Source organism: Enterobacter sp. 186315 (assembly GCF_053290175.1).
Genome location: NZ_JBPTTK010000034.1, coordinates 1 through 20,571 on the forward strand (window position 1 = coordinate 1; position 20,571 = coordinate 20,571).

The 20,571-nt window shown below is 51.2% G+C and carries 20 protein-coding genes and 2 pseudogenes; 14 read left to right on the forward strand and 8 right to left on the reverse strand.

Translation table 11 applies throughout. The features are described from left to right. Window positions 1-216: IS1 family transposase (locus ACSVHP_RS22090; RefSeq protein ID WP_000326218.1), on the forward strand; the 216-nt coding region annotated here is incomplete at its 5' end. Between the two features lie 324 nt (window positions 217-540). Here ACSVHP_RS22090 and ACSVHP_RS22095 read toward each other — a convergent pair. Next, on the reverse strand, window positions 541-990 hold the full coding sequence (locus ACSVHP_RS22095; RefSeq protein WP_265924402.1) for a copper resistance protein: 450 nt from the start codon (window positions 988-990) through the stop codon (window positions 541-543). Between the two features lie 234 nt (window positions 991-1,224). Here ACSVHP_RS22095 and pcoA point away from each other — a divergent pair, with 234 nt between their 5' ends. The 7 genes from pcoA (at window position 1,225) to pcoE (ending at window position 8,074) form a co-directional block, all read left to right on the forward strand. After that, entirely contained in the window at window positions 1,225-3,042 is a 1,818-nt protein-coding gene (gene pcoA / locus ACSVHP_RS22100; RefSeq protein ID WP_048288221.1) for a multicopper oxidase PcoA, read from the forward strand. Window positions 3,043-3,047: 5 nt separating this feature from the next. Further along, entirely contained in the window at window positions 3,048-3,938 is an 891-nt protein-coding gene (pcoB, locus tag ACSVHP_RS22105) for a copper resistance outer membrane transporter PcoB (protein WP_001378118.1), read from the forward strand. Window positions 3,939-3,977: 39 nt separating this feature from the next. Next, entirely contained in the window at window positions 3,978-4,358 is a 381-nt protein-coding gene (pcoC, locus tag ACSVHP_RS22110; protein ID WP_000025662.1) for a copper resistance system metallochaperone PcoC, read from the forward strand. 55 nt (window positions 4,359-4,413) lie between these two features. Next, on the forward strand, window positions 4,414-5,292 hold the full coding sequence (pcoD, locus tag ACSVHP_RS22115; protein ID WP_229692861.1) for a copper resistance inner membrane protein PcoD: 879 nt from the start codon (window positions 4,414-4,416) through the stop codon (window positions 5,290-5,292). Between the two features lie 54 nt (window positions 5,293-5,346). Then, window positions 5,347-6,027 carry a copper response regulator transcription factor PcoR gene (gene pcoR / locus ACSVHP_RS22120; RefSeq protein WP_001188930.1) on the forward strand — a complete coding sequence of 227 codons (681 nt, stop codon included), beginning with the start codon at window positions 5,347-5,349 and terminating at the stop codon, window positions 6,025-6,027. Continuing rightward, window positions 6,024-7,424 (forward strand): copper resistance membrane spanning protein PcoS, encoded by a 1,401-nt coding sequence (gene pcoS, locus ACSVHP_RS22125; RefSeq protein WP_103793561.1) that lies wholly within the window; start codon window positions 6,024-6,026, stop codon window positions 7,422-7,424. Before pcoR ends, pcoS begins: the two co-directional genes overlap by 4 nt. A 215-nt stretch (window positions 7,425-7,639) precedes the next feature. Beyond that, entirely contained in the window at window positions 7,640-8,074 is a 435-nt protein-coding gene (pcoE, locus tag ACSVHP_RS22130; protein WP_004388336.1) for a copper resistance system metallochaperone PcoE, read from the forward strand. Between the two features lie 630 nt (window positions 8,075-8,704). Here the strand turns inward: pcoE and arsC are convergent. From arsC to ACSVHP_RS22145, 3 genes are read right to left on the reverse strand one after another with little or no spacing between them, the layout of a single operon-like run. Continuing rightward, a complete protein-coding gene (gene arsC / locus ACSVHP_RS22135; RefSeq protein WP_103793560.1) occupies window positions 8,705-9,130 on the reverse strand; it encodes a glutaredoxin-dependent arsenate reductase in 426 nt (141 codons plus the stop codon). A 12-nt stretch (window positions 9,131-9,142) separates the two neighbouring features. Beyond that, window positions 9,143-10,432 (reverse strand): arsenic transporter, encoded by a 1,290-nt coding sequence (locus ACSVHP_RS22140; protein ID WP_047368891.1) that lies wholly within the window; start codon window positions 10,430-10,432, stop codon window positions 9,143-9,145. A 44-nt stretch (window positions 10,433-10,476) separates the two neighbouring features. Next, window positions 10,477-10,797: a transcriptional regulator gene (locus ACSVHP_RS22145; protein WP_004206577.1), complete on the reverse strand. Its 321-nt coding sequence runs from the start codon at window positions 10,795-10,797 to the stop codon at window positions 10,477-10,479. A gap of 85 nt (window positions 10,798-10,882) precedes the next feature. Between ACSVHP_RS22145 and arsH the strand changes: the two genes are divergently transcribed. Continuing rightward, window positions 10,883-11,581, forward strand: coding sequence for an arsenical resistance protein ArsH (gene arsH / locus ACSVHP_RS22150; protein WP_016151343.1), 699 nt, complete (start codon window positions 10,883-10,885; stop codon window positions 11,579-11,581). Window positions 11,582-11,709: 128 nt separating this feature from the next. On the opposite strand, the gene ACSVHP_RS22155 is transcribed toward arsH, so the two are convergent. The 3 genes from ACSVHP_RS22155 to ACSVHP_RS22165 all read right to left on the reverse strand — a co-directional run bounded on the left by ACSVHP_RS22155 (window position 11,710) and on the right by ACSVHP_RS22165 (window position 13,985). Beyond that, window positions 11,710-12,015, reverse strand: coding sequence for a PadR family transcriptional regulator (locus ACSVHP_RS22155; protein ID WP_094484737.1), 306 nt, complete (start codon window positions 12,013-12,015; stop codon window positions 11,710-11,712). A gap of 10 nt (window positions 12,016-12,025) precedes the next feature. Then, window positions 12,026-13,231 carry a chromate efflux transporter gene (gene chrA / locus ACSVHP_RS22160; RefSeq protein ID WP_004206572.1) on the reverse strand — a complete coding sequence of 402 codons (1,206 nt, stop codon included), beginning with the start codon at window positions 13,229-13,231 and terminating at the stop codon, window positions 12,026-12,028. 175 nt (window positions 13,232-13,406) lie between these two features. Continuing rightward, on the reverse strand, window positions 13,407-13,985 hold the full coding sequence (locus ACSVHP_RS22165) for a recombinase family protein (protein ID WP_103181196.1): 579 nt from the start codon (window positions 13,983-13,985) through the stop codon (window positions 13,407-13,409). 159 nt (window positions 13,986-14,144) lie between these two features. Between ACSVHP_RS22165 and ACSVHP_RS22170 the strand changes: the two are divergent. After that, window positions 14,145-14,597: pseudogene (locus tag ACSVHP_RS22170) on the forward strand (DUF4158 domain-containing protein); the annotation flags it as partial. 90 nt (window positions 14,598-14,687) lie between these two features. Here the strand turns inward: ACSVHP_RS22170 and cadR are convergent. After that, window positions 14,688-15,095 carry a Cd(II)/Pb(II)-responsive transcriptional regulator gene (gene cadR, locus ACSVHP_RS22175; protein ID WP_004364961.1) on the reverse strand — a complete coding sequence of 136 codons (408 nt, stop codon included), beginning with the start codon at window positions 15,093-15,095 and terminating at the stop codon, window positions 14,688-14,690. Window positions 15,096-15,190: 95 nt separating this feature from the next. Between cadR and ACSVHP_RS22180 the strand changes: the two genes are divergently transcribed. The 4 genes and pseudogenes from ACSVHP_RS22180 to ACSVHP_RS22195 form a co-directional block, all read left to right on the forward strand. Beyond that, complete coding sequence (locus ACSVHP_RS22180) at window positions 15,191-16,087, forward strand: cation transporter (RefSeq protein WP_004574643.1); 897 nt, start codon at window positions 15,191-15,193, stop codon at window positions 16,085-16,087. A 3-nt stretch (window positions 16,088-16,090) separates the two neighbouring features. Continuing rightward, a complete protein-coding gene (lspA, locus tag ACSVHP_RS22185; RefSeq protein ID WP_004863699.1) occupies window positions 16,091-16,603 on the forward strand; it encodes a signal peptidase II in 513 nt (170 codons plus the stop codon). Between the two features lie 21 nt (window positions 16,604-16,624). Beyond that, window positions 16,625-17,914 carry an ISL3-like element ISPpu12 family transposase gene (locus ACSVHP_RS22190; RefSeq protein WP_004574636.1) on the forward strand — a complete coding sequence of 430 codons (1,290 nt, stop codon included), beginning with the start codon at window positions 16,625-16,627 and terminating at the stop codon, window positions 17,912-17,914. 51 nt (window positions 17,915-17,965) lie between these two features. After that, window positions 17,966-20,509 (forward strand): annotated as a pseudogene (locus ACSVHP_RS22195) (Tn3 family transposase); the annotation flags it as partial. Between the last annotated feature and the right edge of the window lie 62 nt (window positions 20,510-20,571).

Sequence of the window (20,571 nt, forward strand, 5' to 3'; positions counted from 1 at the left end):
GTATGGATGACGGATGGCTGGCCGCTGTATGAATCACGCCTGAAGGGAAAGCTGCACGTTATCAGCAAGCGTTACACTCAGCGCATTGAGCGACATAACCTGAATCTGAGACAACATCTGGCAAGGCTGGGACGGAAGTCACTGTCGTTCTCAAAATCGGTGGAGCTGCATGACAAGGTCATCGGGCATTATCTGAACATAAAACACTATCAGTAAGTTGGAGTCATTACCTACGACATCGGTAGAATACATTTACTGGAATTCGCCGTTAGCATGAACACTGCGGCGTATGCTAGGGGTTTTCAGGAGGCGTGTCATCTGTCAGTTAATCGGGAGCACCGTTGATGGTCGTCATTTTTGTAACATATCTTGTTTCCCGTTTGCTCCTGAAGCTCTGGGAACTGTATGACCAGCCCGACGGTGATGATTAACGGGACTGAAACAGGGTACGGCAGAGCAATATGGGGCTCATGTCCTGCTACGTAACCCGTCAGTAAAGCCCTGCTGCGCACCTGACGCTAAGCACTAACCCGCCTGCAGTTACCTGGTCGAATACAGCCCGCGAAGCTTTCTTGCCTGCGTCTGATGTGCTTCCGCACCGGCATTATTGACCTGCTCATGCACGAGAGCGGCTTTTTCTCCGGCATTCAGTTCGTTAAAAGAAGAAGACGAGGTCTTTGAATTTGCATCACTGCCGGACAGCATTTTTTTATGTTCCTCAATCATTTTCTGATGCGCATAGGACGCGCTGTTGTTCATAAATGAATGAGCAACAATGGCCCTTTCATGTTCATTCATTTCAGAGAATGAGGGCGTGTTGTTTTTATTAACCCTGTCCGGTAAGTTTTCATGCGTCGAGGAGTTCACATGACTGACGGCTGAGGCATTATTAACAAATCGATGTGCTTCACGGGCAATATCACTGGACTGAGCAAAAGCTGCCCCACAAAATAAAGCTGTAAACGCAGTGGTCGTGATTAATATATTCATGTGTAATTACCTTCTGAGGTACATAAAAGATGTCCTTATGATCATATATAAAAATAATCAACCTGTGGGGAAGATGACGTAAATGTAATACAGCTATGTACATTACACGATTGTAATGAATTTGTTTCTTAAGGTGTGCTAGATTCATTTCATTGTAAGTGGATGAACCAGTAATTTAATTTAAATCGGTTCTCGAATTCTGTCAGTAACCATACTTTAAATAAGGGAATGCGCATGCTGTTGAAAACGTCTCGACGAACTTTCCTGAAGGGGTTAACCCTCTCTGGCGTAGCCGGAAGTCTTGGCGTATGGAGTTTCAATGCGCGTTCCAGTCTGAGCCTGCCAGTTGCCGCATCCCTGCAGGGTACTCAGTTTGACCTGACCATTGGTGAAACGGCCGTCAATATCACGGGCAGTGAGCGTCAGGCCAAAACAATCAATGGAGGCCTGCCGGGGCCCGTTCTTCGCTGGAAAGAAGGTGACACCATTACCCTGAAGGTCAAAAACCGTCTTAATGAACAGACGTCCATTCACTGGCACGGCATTATTCTTCCGGCCAATATGGATGGTGTTCCGGGGCTGAGTTTTATGGGCATAGAGCCTGATGATACCTACGTTTACACCTTTAAGGTTAAGCAGAACGGGACTTACTGGTACCACAGCCATTCCGGTCTGCAGGAACAGGAGGGGGTATACGGTGCCATTATCATCGATGCCAGGGAGCCAGAACCGTTTGCTTACGATCGTGAGCATGTGGTCATGTTGTCTGACTGGACCGATGAAAATCCTCACAGCCTGCTGAAAAAATTAAAAAAACAGTCGGATTACTACAATTTCAATAAACCAACCGTTGGCTCTTTTTTCCGCGACGTGAATACCAAGGGGCTGTCAGCCACCATTGCCGATCGGAAAATGTGGGCTGAAATGAAAATGAATCCGACTGACCTCGCGGATGTCAGTGGCTACACCTACACCTATCTCATGAACGGGCAGGCCCCGCTGAAAAACTGGACCGGACTGTTCCGTCCCGGTGAAAAGATACGCTTACGGTTTATCAACGGCTCGGCAATGACCTATTTCGATATCCGTATCCCCGGGCTGAAAATGACGGTCGTGGCTGCAGATGGCCAGTATGTAAACCCGGTTACCGTTGACGAATTCAGGATTGCCGTTGCCGAAACCTATGATGTCATTGTGGAGCCTCAGGGTGAGGCCTATACCATCTTCGCACAATCCATGGACAGGACCGGTTACGCTCGAGGGACACTGGCCACGAGAGAGGGGTTAAGTGCTGCCGTTCCCCCCCTCGATCCCCGTCCTCTGTTGACCATGGAAGATATGGGTATGGGGGGAATGGGACATGATATGGCAGGAATGGACCACAGCCAGATGGGAGGCATGGATAACAGCGGAGAGATGATGTCTATGGACGGTGCTGACCTTCCGGATAGCGGGACATCCTCCGCGCCCATGGATCACAGCAGCATGGCCGGTATGGATCATTCCCGGATGGCCGGAATGCCGGGTATGCAAAGTCATCCTGCGTCAGAAACGGATAACCCACTGGTTGATATGCAGGCGATGAGCGTCTCTCCGAAATTAAATGATCCGGGTATTGGTCTTCGAAATAACGGAAGAAAGGTTCTCACGTACGCGGATTTGAAAAGCCGCTTTGAGGATCCTGACGGACGTGAACCTGGCCGTACCATAGAACTGCATTTAACCGGCCACATGGAAAAGTTTGCCTGGTCATTTAACGGAATCAAGTTTTCAGATGCCGCACCGGTGCTGCTGAAATACGGTGAGCGGCTCAGGATCACGCTGATCAACGATACCATGATGACTCACCCCATTCACCTGCATGGTATGTGGAGCGATCTGGAAGATGAAAACGGTAATTTCATGGTTCGTAAACACACAATAGATGTTCCCCCTGGTACAAAACGCAGTTACAGAGTGACAGCAGATGCGCTTGGCCGCTGGGCGTATCACTGCCATTTGCTCTATCACATGGAAATGGGAATGTTTCGTGAAGTCCGGGTGGAGGAATGATGCGAATGAAGAGAAATTTGAAGGCCATACCTGTTCTGGTCGCCGGTTTGTTTACCTCACAGCTTTCTATTGCGGCGGGCTCCGTCTCTGCAGATCCCCACGCCGGGCACGACATGTCTGCCATGCAGATGCCAGCAGATGAGAATTTCACTGAGATGACGTCAATGGAGCCCATTGTAACTGAGAGCAGAACGCCAATTCCGCCTGTTACCGATGCCGACCGGAAGGCTGCATTCGGCAATTTACAGGGGCATGCGATTCACGACAGTGCGATTAATTATCTGGTTCTGCTGGATCAACTGGAATGGCAACGGTCGGATAACACCAACAATTTCAGCTGGAGTGTTAACAGCTGGATTGGAGGCGACACAGATCGGATTTGGCTAAAGAGTGAAGGTGAACGAAGCAATGGGGAAACGGAGGCGGCTGAAGCGCAGTTACTCTGGGGACATGCGGTTGGCCCATGGTGGGATTTGGTTGCGGGTGTCAGGCAGGATTTCAGACCTGCTTCTGCCCGGACCTGGGCTGCTGTCGGTTTTCAGGGGCTGGCACTCTATAATTTTGAGTCTGAAATTACGGGTTTTGTCAGTAATGGCGGAAAAGCAGCCCTTCGTCTGGGAGGAGAATACGACGTTTTACTGACTAACCGGCTCATACTCCAGCCATCCTATGAGGTGAATTTCTACAGTCAGGATGATGAATCGCGGGGTCGCGGCAGGGGACTGACTGACACAGAGCTGGGGCTCCGGCTGCGCTATGAAATACGCCGTGAGTTTGCACCCTATATAGGCGTTTCCTGGAATCAACTTTACGGGAAAACATCCGATATGGCGAAAAGAGAAGGTGAGAAAGACCATCAGGTAGTATTCCTGGCGGGAGCCAGAATCTGGTTTTAACGCACTGATATAAAACACTCAACTAAACAGGTAAATAAAATGTCGATTTTAAATAAAGCCATTCTTACAGGTGGCCTCGTTATGGGCGTTGCTTTCTCTGCTATGGCCCATCCGGAATTAAAAAGCTCTGTGCCACAGGCTGATTCAGCCGTAGCGGCCCCGGAAAAGATTCAGCTTAATTTCTCGGAAAATCTGACCGTGAAATTCTCAGGTGCAAAATTAACGATGACGGGTATGAAAGGCATGTCATCACATTCTCCGATGCCGGTCGCGGCAAAAGTGGCGCCAGGCGCTGACCCTAAATCGATGGTCATTATTCCGCGAGAGCCTTTACCCGCTGGCACTTATCGTGTTGACTGGCGCGCGGTTTCTTCAGATACGCACCCTATTACCGGTAATTACACCTTTACAGTGAAGTAATATTATGAACGACCTGATTATGATTGTTATTCGTTTTCTTCTTTATCTGGATTTGATGGTAATATTTGGATTGCCATTTTTTCAGATATATGGAATAAGCGGTGTCAGACATGAAACCTATAACCTGACTAATTTCAGGTCGTTTATAACCTTTGCTGTTGTTACAGGCATCATTCTTACTGGCATTAATATGCTCCTGGTATCTAATGCCATGAGTGGAGTAACTGACCTCAGAGAATTATCCATCCATGTTATCGAGATGGTGATAGAAGAAACTGATGTGGGTATTAGCTGGATTGTCAGGCTCTGTGCCCTGTTTACCACACTCGGTGCTTTGTTCCTTTACACTAATAAGAGAGTATTGTCCTGCCTGCTGATGACGATGAGTGGGGGCGTGGCGCTGGCTACACTTGCCTGGGGAGGACACGCCGTTATGCATGACGGTCTGCATTACTATCTCCATTTACTGAGCGATCTGACCCATCTCGGCGCTGCAGGTGCCTGGACAGGTGCTCTGGTTGCATTTGCTATCCTGCTGATGCGCAGAAACGAGCATAATGCACAGAGCGTCATTGTGATATCTGACTCCCTGGCAAAATTTGCCACGGCAGGAACGGTGATTGTTGTAGCCCTGATCCTGAGTGCGCTGGTCAACTATCTGTATATTGCTGAGGGTAACTTAACTCCCTTATTCAACAGTTCCTGGGGGAGGATATTGCTTGCCAAGACGGCTCTGTTTGTTCTGATGCTTCTTCTGGCTGCAGCAAACCGGTTTCACCTGGGTCCCCGGCTTGAAGTTATGGTCAGGGAAGGGAATTATGATCGCAGCGTTGCCCTGATGCGAAACAGCATCCTGACAGAATTCGTTGTTGCGATTATCATTCTGGGCGCCGTAGCGTGGCTCGGAATGCTTGCTCCGTCTCAGGTCAGCTAGGGGACAGCCAAAGCTCATGCGTGAGATTTTTACTTTCATATCAGCGAGTTGACCATGCAGCGTATTTTAATCGTTGAAGACGAACAAAAAACAGGTCGTTACCTGCAGCAGGGACTGGTTGAGGAAGGCTATCAGGCCGATCTCTTTAATAATGGCCGCGATGGTCTCGGGGCCGCGTCGAAGGGACAGTATGATTTGATAATACTGGACGTGATGCTGCCTTTCCTCGACGGGTGGCAAATCATCAGCGCACTGAGGGAGTCCGGGCACGAAGAACCGGTCCTGTTTTTAACCGCAAAGGACAACGTGCGGGACAAAGTGAAAGGACTGGAGCTTGGCGCAGATGACTACCTGATTAAGCCCTTTGATTTTACGGAGCTGGTTGCACGTGTAAGAACCCTGCTGCGCCGGGCACGCTCGCAGGCCGCAACAGTCTGCACCATCGCCGATATGACCGTTGATATGGTGCGCCGGACCGTGATCCGTTCGGGGAAGAAGATCCATCTCACCGGTAAAGAATACGTTCTGCTTGAGTTGCTGCTGCAACGCACCGGAGAAGTGTTACCCAGGAGTCTTATCTCGTCCCTGGTCTGGAACATGAATTTTGACAGTGATACGAATGTGATTGATGTCGCCGTGAGACGTCTGAGAAGTAAAATTGATGATGACTTTGAGCCAAAACTGATCCATACCGTTCGCGGTGCCGGATATGTCCTGGAGATCAGAGAAGAGTGAGGTTCAAAATTTCCCTGACCACACGCCTGAGCCTGATTTTTTCTGCGGTGATGCTTACGGTATGGTGGTTATCAAGTTTTATCCTGATTAGCACCCTTAATGGCTATTTCGATAATCAGGACCGCGATTTTCTGACAGGTAAACTTCAGCTCACCGAAGAGTTTCTTAAAACAGAGACGTTCCGGAACAAAACGGATATTAAGTCATTATCAGAAAAAATAAACGATGCGATGGTAGGGCACAATGGTTTATTCATTTCTATAAAAAACATGGAAAATGAAAAAATTGTTGAACTCTATGCCAAAAATTCTGTTGTTCCAGCGGTCCTGCTTAATAAGTCGGGTGATATTCTCGACTATATGATCCAGACGGAAGAAAATAACACCGTGTACCGCAGTATCTCGCGGCGGGTTGCCATGACGCCGGAACAGGGTAAAAGCAAACATGTCATCATTACGGTTGCCACGGATACTGGGTATCACACCCTGTTTATGGACAAACTCAGTACCTGGCTGTTCTGGTTCAATATCGGTCTGGTCTTTATTTCTGTTTTTCTGGGCTGGCTGACCACACGTATTGGTCTGAAACCGTTACGGGAAATGACCAGTCTGGCTTCCTCCATGACTGTACACAGCCTGGATCAGCGTCTAAATCCCGATCTGGCTCCGCCGGAAATCTCTGAGACCATGCAGGAGTTCAATAATATGTTTGATCGCCTGGAGGGGGCATTCCGGAAACTGTCAGATTTCTCGTCTGACATCGCGCATGAGCTGCGCACACCAGTCAGTAATCTGATGATGCAGACGCAGTTTGCACTGGCTAAGGAAAGGGATGTTTCGCAATACCGCGAAATTTTATTCGCTAACCTGGAAGAACTGAAAAGGTTGTCACGAATGACCAGTGACATGCTTTTTCTGGCACGTTCAGAGCATGGTCTGCTGCGGCTGGATAAACATGATGTGGATCTGGCAGCCGAACTGAATGAATTACGTGAGTTGTTCGAGCCCCTGGCAGACGAAACAGGAAAGACAATCACGGTTGAAGGAGAGGGCGTTGTTGCCGGAGACAGCGATATGCTCCGACGTGCTTTCAGTAACCTGCTTTCCAATGCAATCAAGTATTCTCCCGATAACACCTGTACAGCGATACACCTTGAGCGTGACAGTGACTGTGTGAACGTGATGATTACGAATACGATGTCCGGCCAGGTTCCCGCTAATCTGGAACGTTTGTTTGACCGGTTCTATCGCGCAGACTCATCAAGGTTCTACAACACGGAAGGCGCGGGGCTGGGATTATCAATTACAAGGTCGATCATTCATGCTCACGGCGGCGAGCTGTCAGCAGAACAGCAGGGGCGGGAAATTGTGTTCAGTGTGCGTCTGTTAATGGATTAATACCGTTATTCAGGAGAAACCCGGAAGGTGACAAAAATGTCATCGTTCAGTCACGCGATAAACAGAGGCGGTTTTTTATAATCAGCCATAAATCAGGACAGCGTGATAATTCAATCGCCCGGTTCCTGGCGTGATGATCAACCAGCCCTGAGATCAAATGCTTTCTCTGTTATAAGCATTGATTGTTCGGGTATGAAAACACCGGAGACCCAACCATGAAAAAGATCCTTGTATCCTTTATTGCCATGATGGCTGTCGCTTCATCTGCCTGGGCTGCAGAGACAATGAACATGCATGACCAGGTAAATAATGCCCAGGCGCCTGCCCATCAGATGCAATCATCCGCTGAAAAAAGTGCAGTTCAGGGGGAGAGCATGAAAATGATGGATATGAGCGGTCACGATCAGGCCGCAATGTCCCATGAAATGATGCAAAACGGCAATTCTGCTGCCCATCAGGACATGGCTGAAATGCATAAAAAAATGATGAAATCCAAGCCAGCAGCTTCTAACGAAACAGCAAAATCATTTTCCGAAATGAACGAGCATGAGAAAGCCGCTGTTGTGCATGAGAAGGCGAATAATGGTCAATCTTCCGTTATTCATCAGCAGCAGGCGGAAAAGCATCGCAGCCAGATCACCCAGAATTAACCCGCAGCTCCACTTGTCAGACCCTCATTTGACGCCGAAGTCACTGGCTTACGCTCCCGTCCGGGAGCGTTTTTTTCCCATATATCAAACTTTAACTCTGAAGAGGTGGAAGTATCTGACCAACACTGTCACGTAACGCCAGATAACTACAAAAACACCTTTTTCCTCCTGTAAATTGCAGTTCCTGCCCGCCAGGATAATTATCCCGAACTCTGTCAATGAACAATCAAGGGCAATACAAGGGGGATGCAATACACCCCTGTTTTTCGGGAAATAAGCGAGGATTGACCATTTCTTGTTAATCCCTGAAATGTTCCTTGTTCTTTATGCGGTTAGATGCGGATATTGAATTTACTGAGATCCCGCGTAATGGCATACCCAAAGCACTCCTCAAAACGAAACGCAGCCTGCCACGACGAATGTTGACGCAAAACATCATCACAGTGAGTAGGTATAGTTCGTGTTCGATATTGGCTTTAGTGAACTGCTATTGATATTCATGGGGTCCGCTTGGAAAACGGAAAATATCCTACGTTAAGCCTGTTTCTTTAGCTGGCATTACAAAAAGCGAGCGTCTGCATGGTACAGACAGACACCCGAATACGATAAAAATGAGACGAAAAAAACAGGTTACTTAACCCGCTTCCCCGTTTCGTCAATGACCTTTTCGCCGTCCTCTTTGGTAAACGCTCCTTTCTGACCTTCAGGTAGAATATCCAGCACTATTTCTGAAGGGCGGCAAAGACGAGTGCCAAGCGGCGTAACGACTACCGGCCGATTAATCAGGATCGGATGTTGAAGCATAAAATCAATCAACTGCTCATCACTGAATTTCTCTTCATCAAGGCCCAGGTGTTCATAAGGCTCAACATTCTTACGCAGCAATGCACGCACCGTAATTCCCATATCTGAAATAAGTTTAATCAGATCATCACGGGTCGGTGGCGTATCGAGATAATAAATAATGGTCGGTTCGTTACCGCTGTTACGGATCATCTCCAGCGTGTTGCGTGAAGTGCCGCAGGCCGGGTTGTGATAGATGGTAATGTTGCTCATATCTTTATCTCATTACAAAGTGATGGAAAGCCGCAACGCCAGCGCGGCCAGAGTGACAAACAGCACGGGCAGAGTCATGATAATGCCGGTGCGGAAGTAATAACCCCAGGTGATCGTTATATTTTTCCGGGCAAGCACATGCAGCCAAAGCAGGGTTGCCAGACTGCCAATCGGGGTGATTTTCGGGCCTAAATCGCAGCCAATCACGTTGGCATAAATCATTGCCTCTTTGACGACGCCAGTCGCCGTACTCCCGTCAATCGACAGCGCGCCAATCAGCACCGTCGGCATATTGTTCATCACCGACGACAGGAACGCGGTCAGGAAGCCGGTGCCGAACGTTGCTGCCCATAACCCCTTTTCTGCCAGCAGGTTCAGTACACCAGACAGATACTCCGTGAGCCCGGCATTGCGCAGGCCATAGACCACCAGGTACATGCCCAGCGAAAAAATCACGATCTGCCATGGCGCACTGCGCAGGACTTTCCCTGTGTTGATGCCATGACCTCTTTTCGCCACGATAAACAGTACTGCTGCGCCAGCAGCTGCTATCGCGCTGACAGGGATCCCCAGCGGCTCCAGAACGAAGAAACCGACAAGCAGCAATAACAGGACAATCCAGCCCGCCCTGAACGTTGCCGCATCCTTTATCACACTGGCAGGCGTCTTCAGCAGCGAAACGTCATACGTTGCCGGAATATCCCTGCGGAAGAAGAGATGCAGCATGATCAGCGTGGCCGCAATCGCTGCCGCATCCACGGGGATCATAACGGAGGCGTACTGCGTAAAGCCCAGATCGAAGAAGTCCGCCGAGACGATATTCACCAGGTTAGAAACAATGAGTGGCAGGCTGGCCGTATCTGCAATAAATCCTGCAGCCATGACAAAGGCCAGTGTCGTGCCCTGGCTGAACCCCAGTGCGAGCAGCATCGCAATCACAATCGGCGTCAGGATCAGCGCGGCGCCATCATTGGCGAACAAAGCAGCAACAGCGGCACCGAGCAAGACTATCCAGGTGAACAGCAGGCGGCCACGTCCGTTACCCCAGCGGGAGACGTGCAGTGCGGCCCACTCAAAGAAGCCGGACTCATCGAGCAGCAGGCTGATGATGATGACCGCAATAAATGCCGCTGTCGCGTTCCAGACGATATTCCAGACAACGGGAATATCAGCGATATGGATGACACCGGTTCCCAGCGCCAGCACAGCCCCGATACTCGCGCTCCAGCCAATACTCAGGCCTCTGGGTTGCCAGATCACCAGTACCAGCGTCAGTAAAAATATACTCCCTGCCAAAAGCATCTCAGACCCCATCATATATGATTTTGTAAATATGTTTTCCTGCCTCAGCAGGAGGTGCAGGCTGATTTGTCCAGCCATTCACGTACATCCTCGCGCAGACACTGCCAGGTCGTCGTGATTGTCTCTGCTGCCCACGCCGGAATATGGGGTGACAGACGATAGTGGATCCATTTGCCTTCCCGACGGTCAAGAACCAGATCAGCCTCGCGAAGGATAGCCATATGTCGCGAAATTTTGGGCTGCGATTCGGAGGTGGCAACGCAGATATCGCAGACGCACAATTCTCCGGACTCCCGGAGAAGCATGACGATGGCTAGCCGTGTTTCATCCGACAGGATTTTGAAAAGCTGAACAGGTTGTAGCATTTTTCACTCCGTTCCCTTTAGAATACACATATGTTAGATCATATATATTAACTTTAAAATCACCTGTTCTCTCCGGAGGAGAAAAATGGAACAATTTCCAGCCCTGAATACTGACTGTTTTGATCAACATATTGCCGAACGTCTGCACCTGCAGGAGCCCCCACGGATTCTGATCCTGTATGGCTCAGTAAGGGAGCGCTCCTACAGTCGCTTTGCCGCGGAGGAAGCAGGTCGCCTGCTGACGGCGATGGGCGCGGAGGTGAAATTCTTTAACCCCTCCGGTTTACCCCTGCCGGATGATGCCCCGGATACGCACCCTAAAGTCTCCGAGCTACGCGGGCTGGTCAGATGGTGTGACGGGATGGTGTGGAGCTCGCCGGAACGGCACGGGGCTATGAGCGCGGTGATGAAGGCGCAGATCGACTGGATACCGTTGAGTGAAGGCGCGGTTCGTCCTTCGCAGGGCAAGACACTTGCAGTGATGCAGGTTTGCGGCGGTTCGCAGTCCTTCAATGCCGTGAACCAGATGCGCATTCTGGGCCGCTGGATGCGGATGTTCACAATTCCCAACCAGTCCTCGGTGGCGAAAGCCTGGCAGGAATTTGATGAGAACGGAAGGATGAAGCCGTCCTCATGGTACGACCGTATCGTAGATGTCGCAGAGGAGTTGTTTAAAATTACGTTGCTGCTCAGGGGACAAACCAGCTACCTTGCAGATCGCTACAGCGAACGAAAAGAGAGTCATCAGGAACTTTCGTACCGCGTCAATCAGGAAAAAATATAACGCCTTCTGATCGTATAAATACACACCATGAGCGTTTTCACAAAGTCTCCTTCTGCCAGGCAGCGGATAATCTTACATGTGTCTGTCGTTTTCAGAAGACGGCAGACCGGACTAAAACCATAGGCATATCATTTGCCTTCAACAAGTTCACCGAACAGCTCTTTCACCCTGTTTCTGGCGTCCGTTAGCGCTATGTGCCCTTGTCCGGTGATTTCATATACTCGCCGGATTCGTCGACCGGCCTGAACATGTCGTGAAGTGAGATACCCCTTCTTTTCCATACCGTGCAGCATCGGATACAGGGTACCCGGGCTGAGTTGATAACCGTGGTGTCGCAATTCCTCAATGATGCCCAGACCAAAGACGGGTTCTTTGGCTGCATGATGCAGGATGTGCAAACGGATCATCCCGCCGTAAAGATCTTTGTCGGTCACGCCCGGAACCTCACAGTGCTAAACTCAACAACCAACCCGCAACACCGCAACTCACTACGACCAGCCACGGCGGCAGTTTCCAGAACATCAGAGCGACCAGTGCCACAAGGGCAAGGCCGAAATCTTGCGGAGCGAGAACTGCGCTCGTCCATACTGGTTGATAGAGAGCTGCCAGCAGAAGGCCAACTACGGCTGCATTAATACCCTGCAACGCTGCTTGTGTACGGATATTGCGGCGCAGACTTTCCCAGAACGGCAATGCTCCCACAATCAGAAGGAAGGACGGTGCGAAAATTGCCAGCAGACAAACCAGACCACCCAGCCAGCCAGAAGGCACCTGGTTCATCGAAGCCCCGAGAAAGGCTGCAAAAGTGAACAACGGTCCAGGAACGGCCTGGGCAGCGCCGTAGCCAGCCAGGAATGTATCAGTGCTGACCCAGCCAGAAGGAACGACTTCAGTCTGCAGTAATGGCAGCACGACATGCCCGCCACCAAAAACCAGTGATCCGGTCCGGTAGAAAGTTTCTACCATTAACAGCGTCGGATTTGGGAATATCGCCGTCAGCAATGGTAACCCTGTCAGTAGCACAAAGAACAGCGTGAGCCAGAACAATCCGACGCGACGCCGTATTGAAACGGGCAGCGGATCATGTACCGTCGTCTGCTGAGGTTTGAACAGTAACATGCCAGTGACAGCCGCAGTGACGATTACTCCCACCTGTCCCCAGGCCGATGGCACAAGAAGCACAAAGCAGGTTGCCACTGCCATGACAGTAATACGCGGTATATCCGGGCAAAGATTTCGGGCCATGCCCCATACAGCTTGCGCGACCACCGCAACGGCTACCACTTTCAGCCCATGCAATACACCAGAGGGCATCACATCCCCGTAACTGGTCATCCCCAGCGCAAACAGGATCAGTGCAACTGCTGACGGTAGCGTGAAGCCGGCCCATGCTGCCAGCGCCCCGGTATAACCGGCCCGGGACAGCCCGAGCGCTATACCAACCTGACTGCTTGCTGGTCCCGGAAGGAACTGGCACAGAGCGACCAAATCTGCATAGCTGCGCTCGGTCAACCACTGCCGTCGCGTCACAAACTCATCGCGGAAGTAACCCAGATGGGCAATTGGGCCGCCGAAGGATGTCAGGCCAAGTCGGAAGAAAATCAGAAAGACAGCCCAGGGGCTGTGATCATTCCTGGCAGTATCGTTCATGGTCAGATCCTGATTGCTGGTTTTATTGGCTATTATAATCGAATTTCGTTATCGAAATTCGATTATAATAGCCACTGCTCCCTGTGGATAGAATGATGTTTCATGCTTTCCAGATGTTTACTTCAAGAACAGTTTCAACTGCCTGGCCAGTTATGGGCTTTATTCACATTCAGTATTATTGCTGTCCTGCTTTTACCCGGAGTATGGTTTGCCGGGTGGTATTAAATTCTCTGGCAACCGCACTGATACTGGCCCCGGAATTAAGGCGCTCTGACACTATTTTTTTTTGCTCCTCGCTCAAGATGGGCGGACGACCGAAGCGTTTCCCGGCTGATCTTGCCCGAGAAATCCCTGAATGTGTGCGTTCAATCAGCAGATCCCTCTCAAACTCAGCCACAGCTGAAATCACCTGCATCGTCATTCTCCCGGCAGCGCTGGTCAAATCAACACCTCCGAGCGCCAGGCAGTGAACACGAATATCTGACGAAGCCAGTTGCTCAACAGTTTTTCTGATATCCATGGCATTACGCCCAAGACGATCCAGCTTGGTGACTATCAGCACATCACCATTTTCCATGCGATCAAACAGCCGGATAAATCCGGGACGTTCGCTGGCAGCAACCGAACCACTTATATGTTCCTCAATCAGTCGCTGGGGTCTGATGGCAAAACCCGCCGCTTCAATTTCCCTTCGCTGATTCTCGGTGGTTTGCTCAAGAGTCGAAACCCGGCAGTAAGCAAAAACTCGTGACATAGGAAACTTTCCGTACGAAATGGATGTCCGAATTATAACGTATGTACGAAACAAATTTCGCTGACTTTCGGACATATTGTTTGCGAGGCGTACGAAACCGACCGGTTTCGGTCAGTGTAAAGCGATAACCAAAACGAACTATATGCAGAGGAAGCATTTATGCCACGGAGACAAATACTCAGCAGTGAAGAAAAAGAGCGCTTGCTGGTTGTGCCGGATGATGACGTTCTTCTGGCGCGCATGTGTTTTTTGAGTGAACATGACCTCGCTCTTATTAATAAACGCCGCAGACCTGCAAATCGCCTGGGCTTTGCTGTTTTACTCTGTTATTTGCGAGGGTCGGGGTTTCCTCCCGACAAAAATATTTCCCCTCACGACGGGGTTGTTTCCCGGCTTGCGGCTCATTTGAAACTTCAGCCTGATTTGTGGGCCGAGTATGCATCAAGAGAGGTCACCCGCTGGGAGCATCTGGCTGAACTATACCGCTATCTGGAATTATCCCCTTTCAACCGGGCGCTGCAAAAAACCTGCATTCGCCACCTTTATCCCCACGCTATGCGGACAGACAAAGGTTTTTTGCTTGCGGAAGAAATGCTCTCCTGGCTTCACAATAAGGGGTAAGCGGATTAAATGGTTGATCTTACCTTTGCATGAGAGTGAGACAGACCGGCATCTCATCGGATTATCTGGTTGATGCTTCACCTACTGCTGGTGCATGTTTCCTTCGCTAATTCCAGCAAGAACCCCACACGCCTCAACTTCCCGGTCATCGTTGCAACTCGCTCTCAGTGAAACGAGTTGTTTCTCAAGCGCTTGCAGAGCGGTTATCTGCGACCGCACATGAGAGATGTGATCATCGAGCAAGGCGTTGACGGCGGTACAAGGCTGATGAGGGTCGTCCTGATAGCTCTGTAGTTCGTGAATCTCAGCCAGTGACAGGCCCAGGATTCTGCAGCGACGGATGAAGGCCAGCCCCTCACCATGCTTCTCGGTATAGACACGGTAACCGTTGTCCTGCCGATCAGGCGGCGGCAACAAGCCCTGCTGTTCATAGAAGCGGATCGTCTGTGTTTCGACCCCTACCAACTGCGCCAACTGACCAATGCGCATCAGCCTCCTCCCCAACGGATTCTTTACTCTATTGACCTTATAGTAGCTTTATAGTTTTAAATGGTACCACAACATTGTTCAAGTGGAGTCGTATCATGAGCAAATCCTGTGGTGGCGCCTGTGGCGGTGATGCAACGTCCGCAGCGGATACCGATATACAGGCCTCCTCCGAGGCGCCAGGGAGATGGGTCAGTGTTTATGCCGTGCCGAAGATGGACTGTCCATCAGAAGAACGAATGATTCGCCTAGCCCTGAACGGCTTTGAGGAGATTCGGGCGCTGTCCTTCGACTTGTCGAACCGCCGGCTGAAGGTCGTGCATGACGGCGAGGTCGAGCCCGTCACCTCGAAACTGAAGACCTTGGGGCTAGGCGCCTCGCTTCAGGAAACCGTCGCTGCAAATCCGGAGACCATCAAGGCCGCCGAGTTTTCGGCAGCTTCTGCTAAGCAAGAATCCGGGACCCTGCGCTGGTTGCTCGGCATCAATGCACTTCTGTTCGTGGTGGAAATGACTGCCGGTCTGATCGCCCAGTCCACCGGCCTGATTGGAGAATCCCTGGACAATTTTGCCGATGCGGCGGTGTACGGGCTTGCCCTTTATGCGGTTGGACATAGCGTGAAAATGCAGGTACGTGCCGCGCATCTTGCTGGTGTACTGCAACTGATCTTGGCTGTGGGCGTGCTCGTAGAGGTGGTGAGACGCTTTGTATTCGGTAGTGAGCCTGAATCGCTGGTGATGATGGCTATCGCATTCGTCGCATTGATTGCCAATACCAGTTGTCTGCTGCTCATATCCAAACATCGGGAAGGCGGGGCGCACATGAAGGCAAGCTGGATATTCTCGGCCAACGACGTGGTGATCAACCTGGGGGTCATCACCGCCGGCGCCCTGGTCGCGTGGACCGGTTCCAATTATCCGGATCTGATTATCGGCACCATCGCGGGGGGCATTGTACTTAACGGTGCCAGACGCATTTTGGCGTTGAAGGGTTAAATAATGCTCATTATTGGCAAAAAGCTCTCGCCGTATGCCCTATTGTCCATATCGGGCCTGCTGGCAGCGTCTGATCAGGCTGTAAAGTGGCTGGTGCAGCAATCAATGGCCTATGGCGAGTATGTTTCGGTGACCCCGTTCTTTAACTGGGTGCACCTATGGAACACCGGTGCCGCATTCAGTCTTTTTGCGAATGGTGGAGGCTGGCAGCGCTACTTTTTTATCGGAATCGCGGTAGTGGTCTCGATTTTTCTGATCAAGCTGATCCTTGAAAATCGTCATAAAGGAGAAGCCATCGCTTACAGTCTTATCCTCGGTGGCGCCATGGGCAACCTGATTGACCGGGTCTTTCGCGGCTATGTTGTGGATTCCTTTGATTTCTATTGGCGAGACTGGCATTGGCCGGCCTTCAACCTGGCTGATATTGCAATTGTCCTCGGTGCCTTACTTTTCGTTTCCAGCAGCTTGTTGGGTAAAAAAGCAAACACCAATGCCGAGCCGGATGGATCTGACTGACACCTACGCCTATACAACACCATGACCGAACTTCCCGACAACATCCTTCACCTGCCGCAATACCAAGTACTGGGCTGCAAATCAACCGACGACGAAATGCACTTCCAGGTGGACGTGCCCGATCCCATCGCCTGCGAGGAATGCGGCGTGCAGGGTGAGTTCGTACGGTTCGGCAAGCGTGACGTTCCCTATCGTGATCTGCCCATCCACGGCAAGCGGGTCACTCTCTGGGTGGTCCGCCGCCGATACACCTGCCGGGCCTGCAAGACAACATTCAGGCCCCAGCTACCGGAGATGGTGGACGGATTCCGTATGACACTGCGGCTGCATGAGTACGTGGAGAAGGAATCCTTCAACCACCCCTACACCTTTGTGGCGGCACAGACCGGCCTGGACGAGAAGACGGTGCGCGACATCTTCAACGCCCGCGCCGAGTTCCTGGGGCGCTGGCACCGCTTCGAGACGCCCCGCATCCTGGGCATTGACGAGCTATACCTGAACAAGCGCTACCGCTGCATTCTGACCAACATTGAGGAGCGAACCCTGCTCGACCTGCTGGCCACCCGCCGCCAGGACGTGGTGACCAACTACCTGATGAAGCTGAAAGACCGGCAGAAGGTCGAGATCGTCAGCATGGACATGTGGAACCCCTACCGGGCAGCGGTCAAGGCTGTGCTGCCCCAGGCCCGTATCGTGGTCGATAAGTTCCATGTGGTGCGCATGGCCAACGATGCCCTAGAGAGAGTGCGCAAGGGCCTCAGAAAGGAGCTGAAACCGTCCCAGAGCCGGACTCTCAAGGGAGACCGGAAAATCCTGCTGAAACGCGCTCACGAAGTCTCAGACCGGGAGCGCCTCATCATGGAGACCTGGACAGGCGCGTTCCCGCAACTGCTGGCCGCCTACGAGCACAAGGAGCGCTTCTACGGCATCTGGGACGCCACCACACGGCTCCAGGCAGAAGCCGCCCTGGACGAGTGGATAGCCACCATCCCGAAGGGCCAAAAGGAAGTCTGGAGCGATCTGGTCAGGGCAGTGGGAAACTGGCGCGAAGAGACCATGACCTACTTCGAGACGGACATGCCCGTCACCAACGCTTACACGGAGTCCATCAACCGACTGGCCAAGGACAAGAACCGTGAAGGGCGCGGTTACTCCTTCGAGGTGATGCGGGCACGAATGCTCTACACCACGAAGCACAAGAAGAAGGCACCGACTGCGAAGGTCTCTCCTTTCTACAAGAAAACCATCGGTTACGGACTGCCGGACTTCGCAGAGGAACTCAACTACGGAGTCGATCTATCAACCATCTGAGGGTGGTATCAGATTGATGGGGTGAAGGTGCCCCATCAACCATTAAATCCGTATACCCACAATAAGAATGTCATTTTCCCCTCAGTTGATGTCATTGAGCGGACCCTGGCTGAAGCAGCAACGCTTGCAGACAGGGCGGTTTTTTCTGCGCTTACCGCGCAGCTTGAACCAGGGCACAAAGCGGCACTGGACCGTCTGCTGAGATCTGAGGGTGAGCAACCCTCACGGCTGGCCTGGCTGCTCCAGCCTCCGGGAAAAATTAATGGCAAAAATGTCCTGCAACATATCGACCGGTTAAATGCGATTGAGGCGCTGGCACTGCCTGACGGTATTGCGCTTTCCGTTCACCAGAACCGGCTCCTGAAACTGGCACGCGAAGGCAGGAAAATGAGTAGCCGGGACCTGGCAAAATTCACGGATGTTCGCCGTTATGCCTCGCTGGTTTGTGTTATATCGGAAGCCAGGGCCACCCTGACTGACGAAGTTATTGATCTGCACGAGCGTATTCTGGGCAGTCTGTTCAGCAGGGCAAAACGCACGCAAGCCGAACGGCTTCAGCAAACGGGAAAGCTGATTCAGAGTAAGCTGAAGCAATACGTTACCATCGGGCAGGCATTGCTTAACGCCAGAGAGTCTGGTGAAGATCCCTGGGCCGCAATAGAAGACGTCCTTCCCTGGCAGGAATTTATCAACAGCGTGGAAGAGACGCGCTTCCTGTCACGTAAGGACAACTTTGACCCGTTGCATCTGATCACAGAAAAATACAGTACGCTGCGTAAATACGCCCCCCGGATGCTGTCTGCGTTGCAGTTCAGGGCTGCACCCGCCGCATTGCAGCTCAGTGACGCGCTGGACACCGTCAGAGAGATGTATCGAAAACAACTCCGAAAAGTACCGCCTTCCGCGCCAACCGGGTTCATCCCGCAAAGCTGGAGAAAGGCTGTGATCACTCCCACCGGCATTGATCGAAAATATTACGAATTTTGCGTGCTGAATGAGCTGAAGGGAGCCTTACGTTCTGGTGACATCTGGGTAAAGGGATCACGCCGCTACCGGAATTTCGATGATTATCTGATCCCGTCTGACGATTTTGAAAAATCACTCCGTGATAATCAGCTATCCCTTGCCATTCCGACCGATTGCCATGAGTACATCAAGAACCGTATGACACTTCTGGCATCGCGCCTGGAGGAAGTGAATGCGATGGCGCTGGTCGGTGATTTACCTGATGTTGATATATCGGATAAAGGCGTGAAAATAACCCCGCTGGATAATAGTGTCCCTTCAGCAGCATCCCCTTTTGCCGATTTGGTTTATGGCATGCTGCCTCACCCTAAAATTACTGAAATTCTGGATGAAGTGGACGGCTGGACCGGTTTTACCCGCCATTTCACGCATCTTAAAAATAAACACGTCAGACCAAAAGACAGAAAGTTGTTACTGACCACCATCCTGGCCGATGGCATCAATCTGGGGCTGACGAAAATGGCCGAATCCTGTCCGGGAGTGACAAAATCGTCACTGGAGGGCATTCAGGCCTGGTACATCAGGGATGAAACATATTCAGCCGCGCTGGCTGAGCTGGTTAATACTCAGAAACAGCGGCATCTGGCTGCATTTTGGGGCGATGGTACAACGTCTTCGTCTGACGGGCAGAACTTTCGGGTGGGGAGTCACGGGCGTTATGCGGGTCAGGTCAATCTGAAATACGGGCAGGAACCAGGCGTGCAGATTTACACGCATATCTCGGATCAATACAGCCCATTTTACACCAAAGTGATCAGTCGCGTGCGCGACTCCACCCACGTACTTGACGGTCTGCTATACCACGAAAGTGATCTGGAAATTACAGAGCATTACACTGATACCGCTGGTTTTACGGAGCATGTTTTCGCGCTGATGCATCTGCTCGGATTCGCTTTTGCCCCAAGGATCCGGGATCTTCACGACAAGCGGCTTTTTATTAAGGGAAAGGCTGAGCGTTATCCGGGACTTCAATCTGTGATAGCCACAACACCACTGAATCTTAAAGACATTGAGACGCACTGGAATGAGGTACTTCGCCTCGCAAGCTCGATAAAACAGGGGACTGTTACCGCATCGCTCATGATGAAAAAACTGGCCAGTTATCCTAAACAAAATGGCCTTGCAAAGGCATTGAGGGAAATCGGACGCATCGAACGGGCACTGTTTATGCTGGACTGGTTTCGCGATCCATCACTGCGCCGACGCGTACAGGCTGGGCTGAATAAAGGTGAGGCCCGCAATGCGCTTGCACGAGCGGTCTTTATGCACCGGTTGGGTGAGATCAGAGATCGGGGGCTGGAGAATCAGAGCTACCGGGCCAGTGGTCTGACATTGCTGACTGCGGCGATCTCCCTGTGGAATACGGTATATATAGAAAGAGCCATAGATTCCCTGAGACGAAAAGGGATCCCAATTAATGAGCAACTGATTTCTCATTTGTCCCCTCTGGGATGGGAGCACATCAATCTGAGTGGGGATTACGTCTGGCGGACAAACCTTAAGCTGGGGCAGGGTAAATACAGTTCATTACGCTCAGTGGATAGTGGTCTGTACAAAAAACAGGCTTAGCGTAGGATATTTAATGAGATGGTCACTCCCTCCTTCCCAGTACTATGCTGAGGACAGGCTTT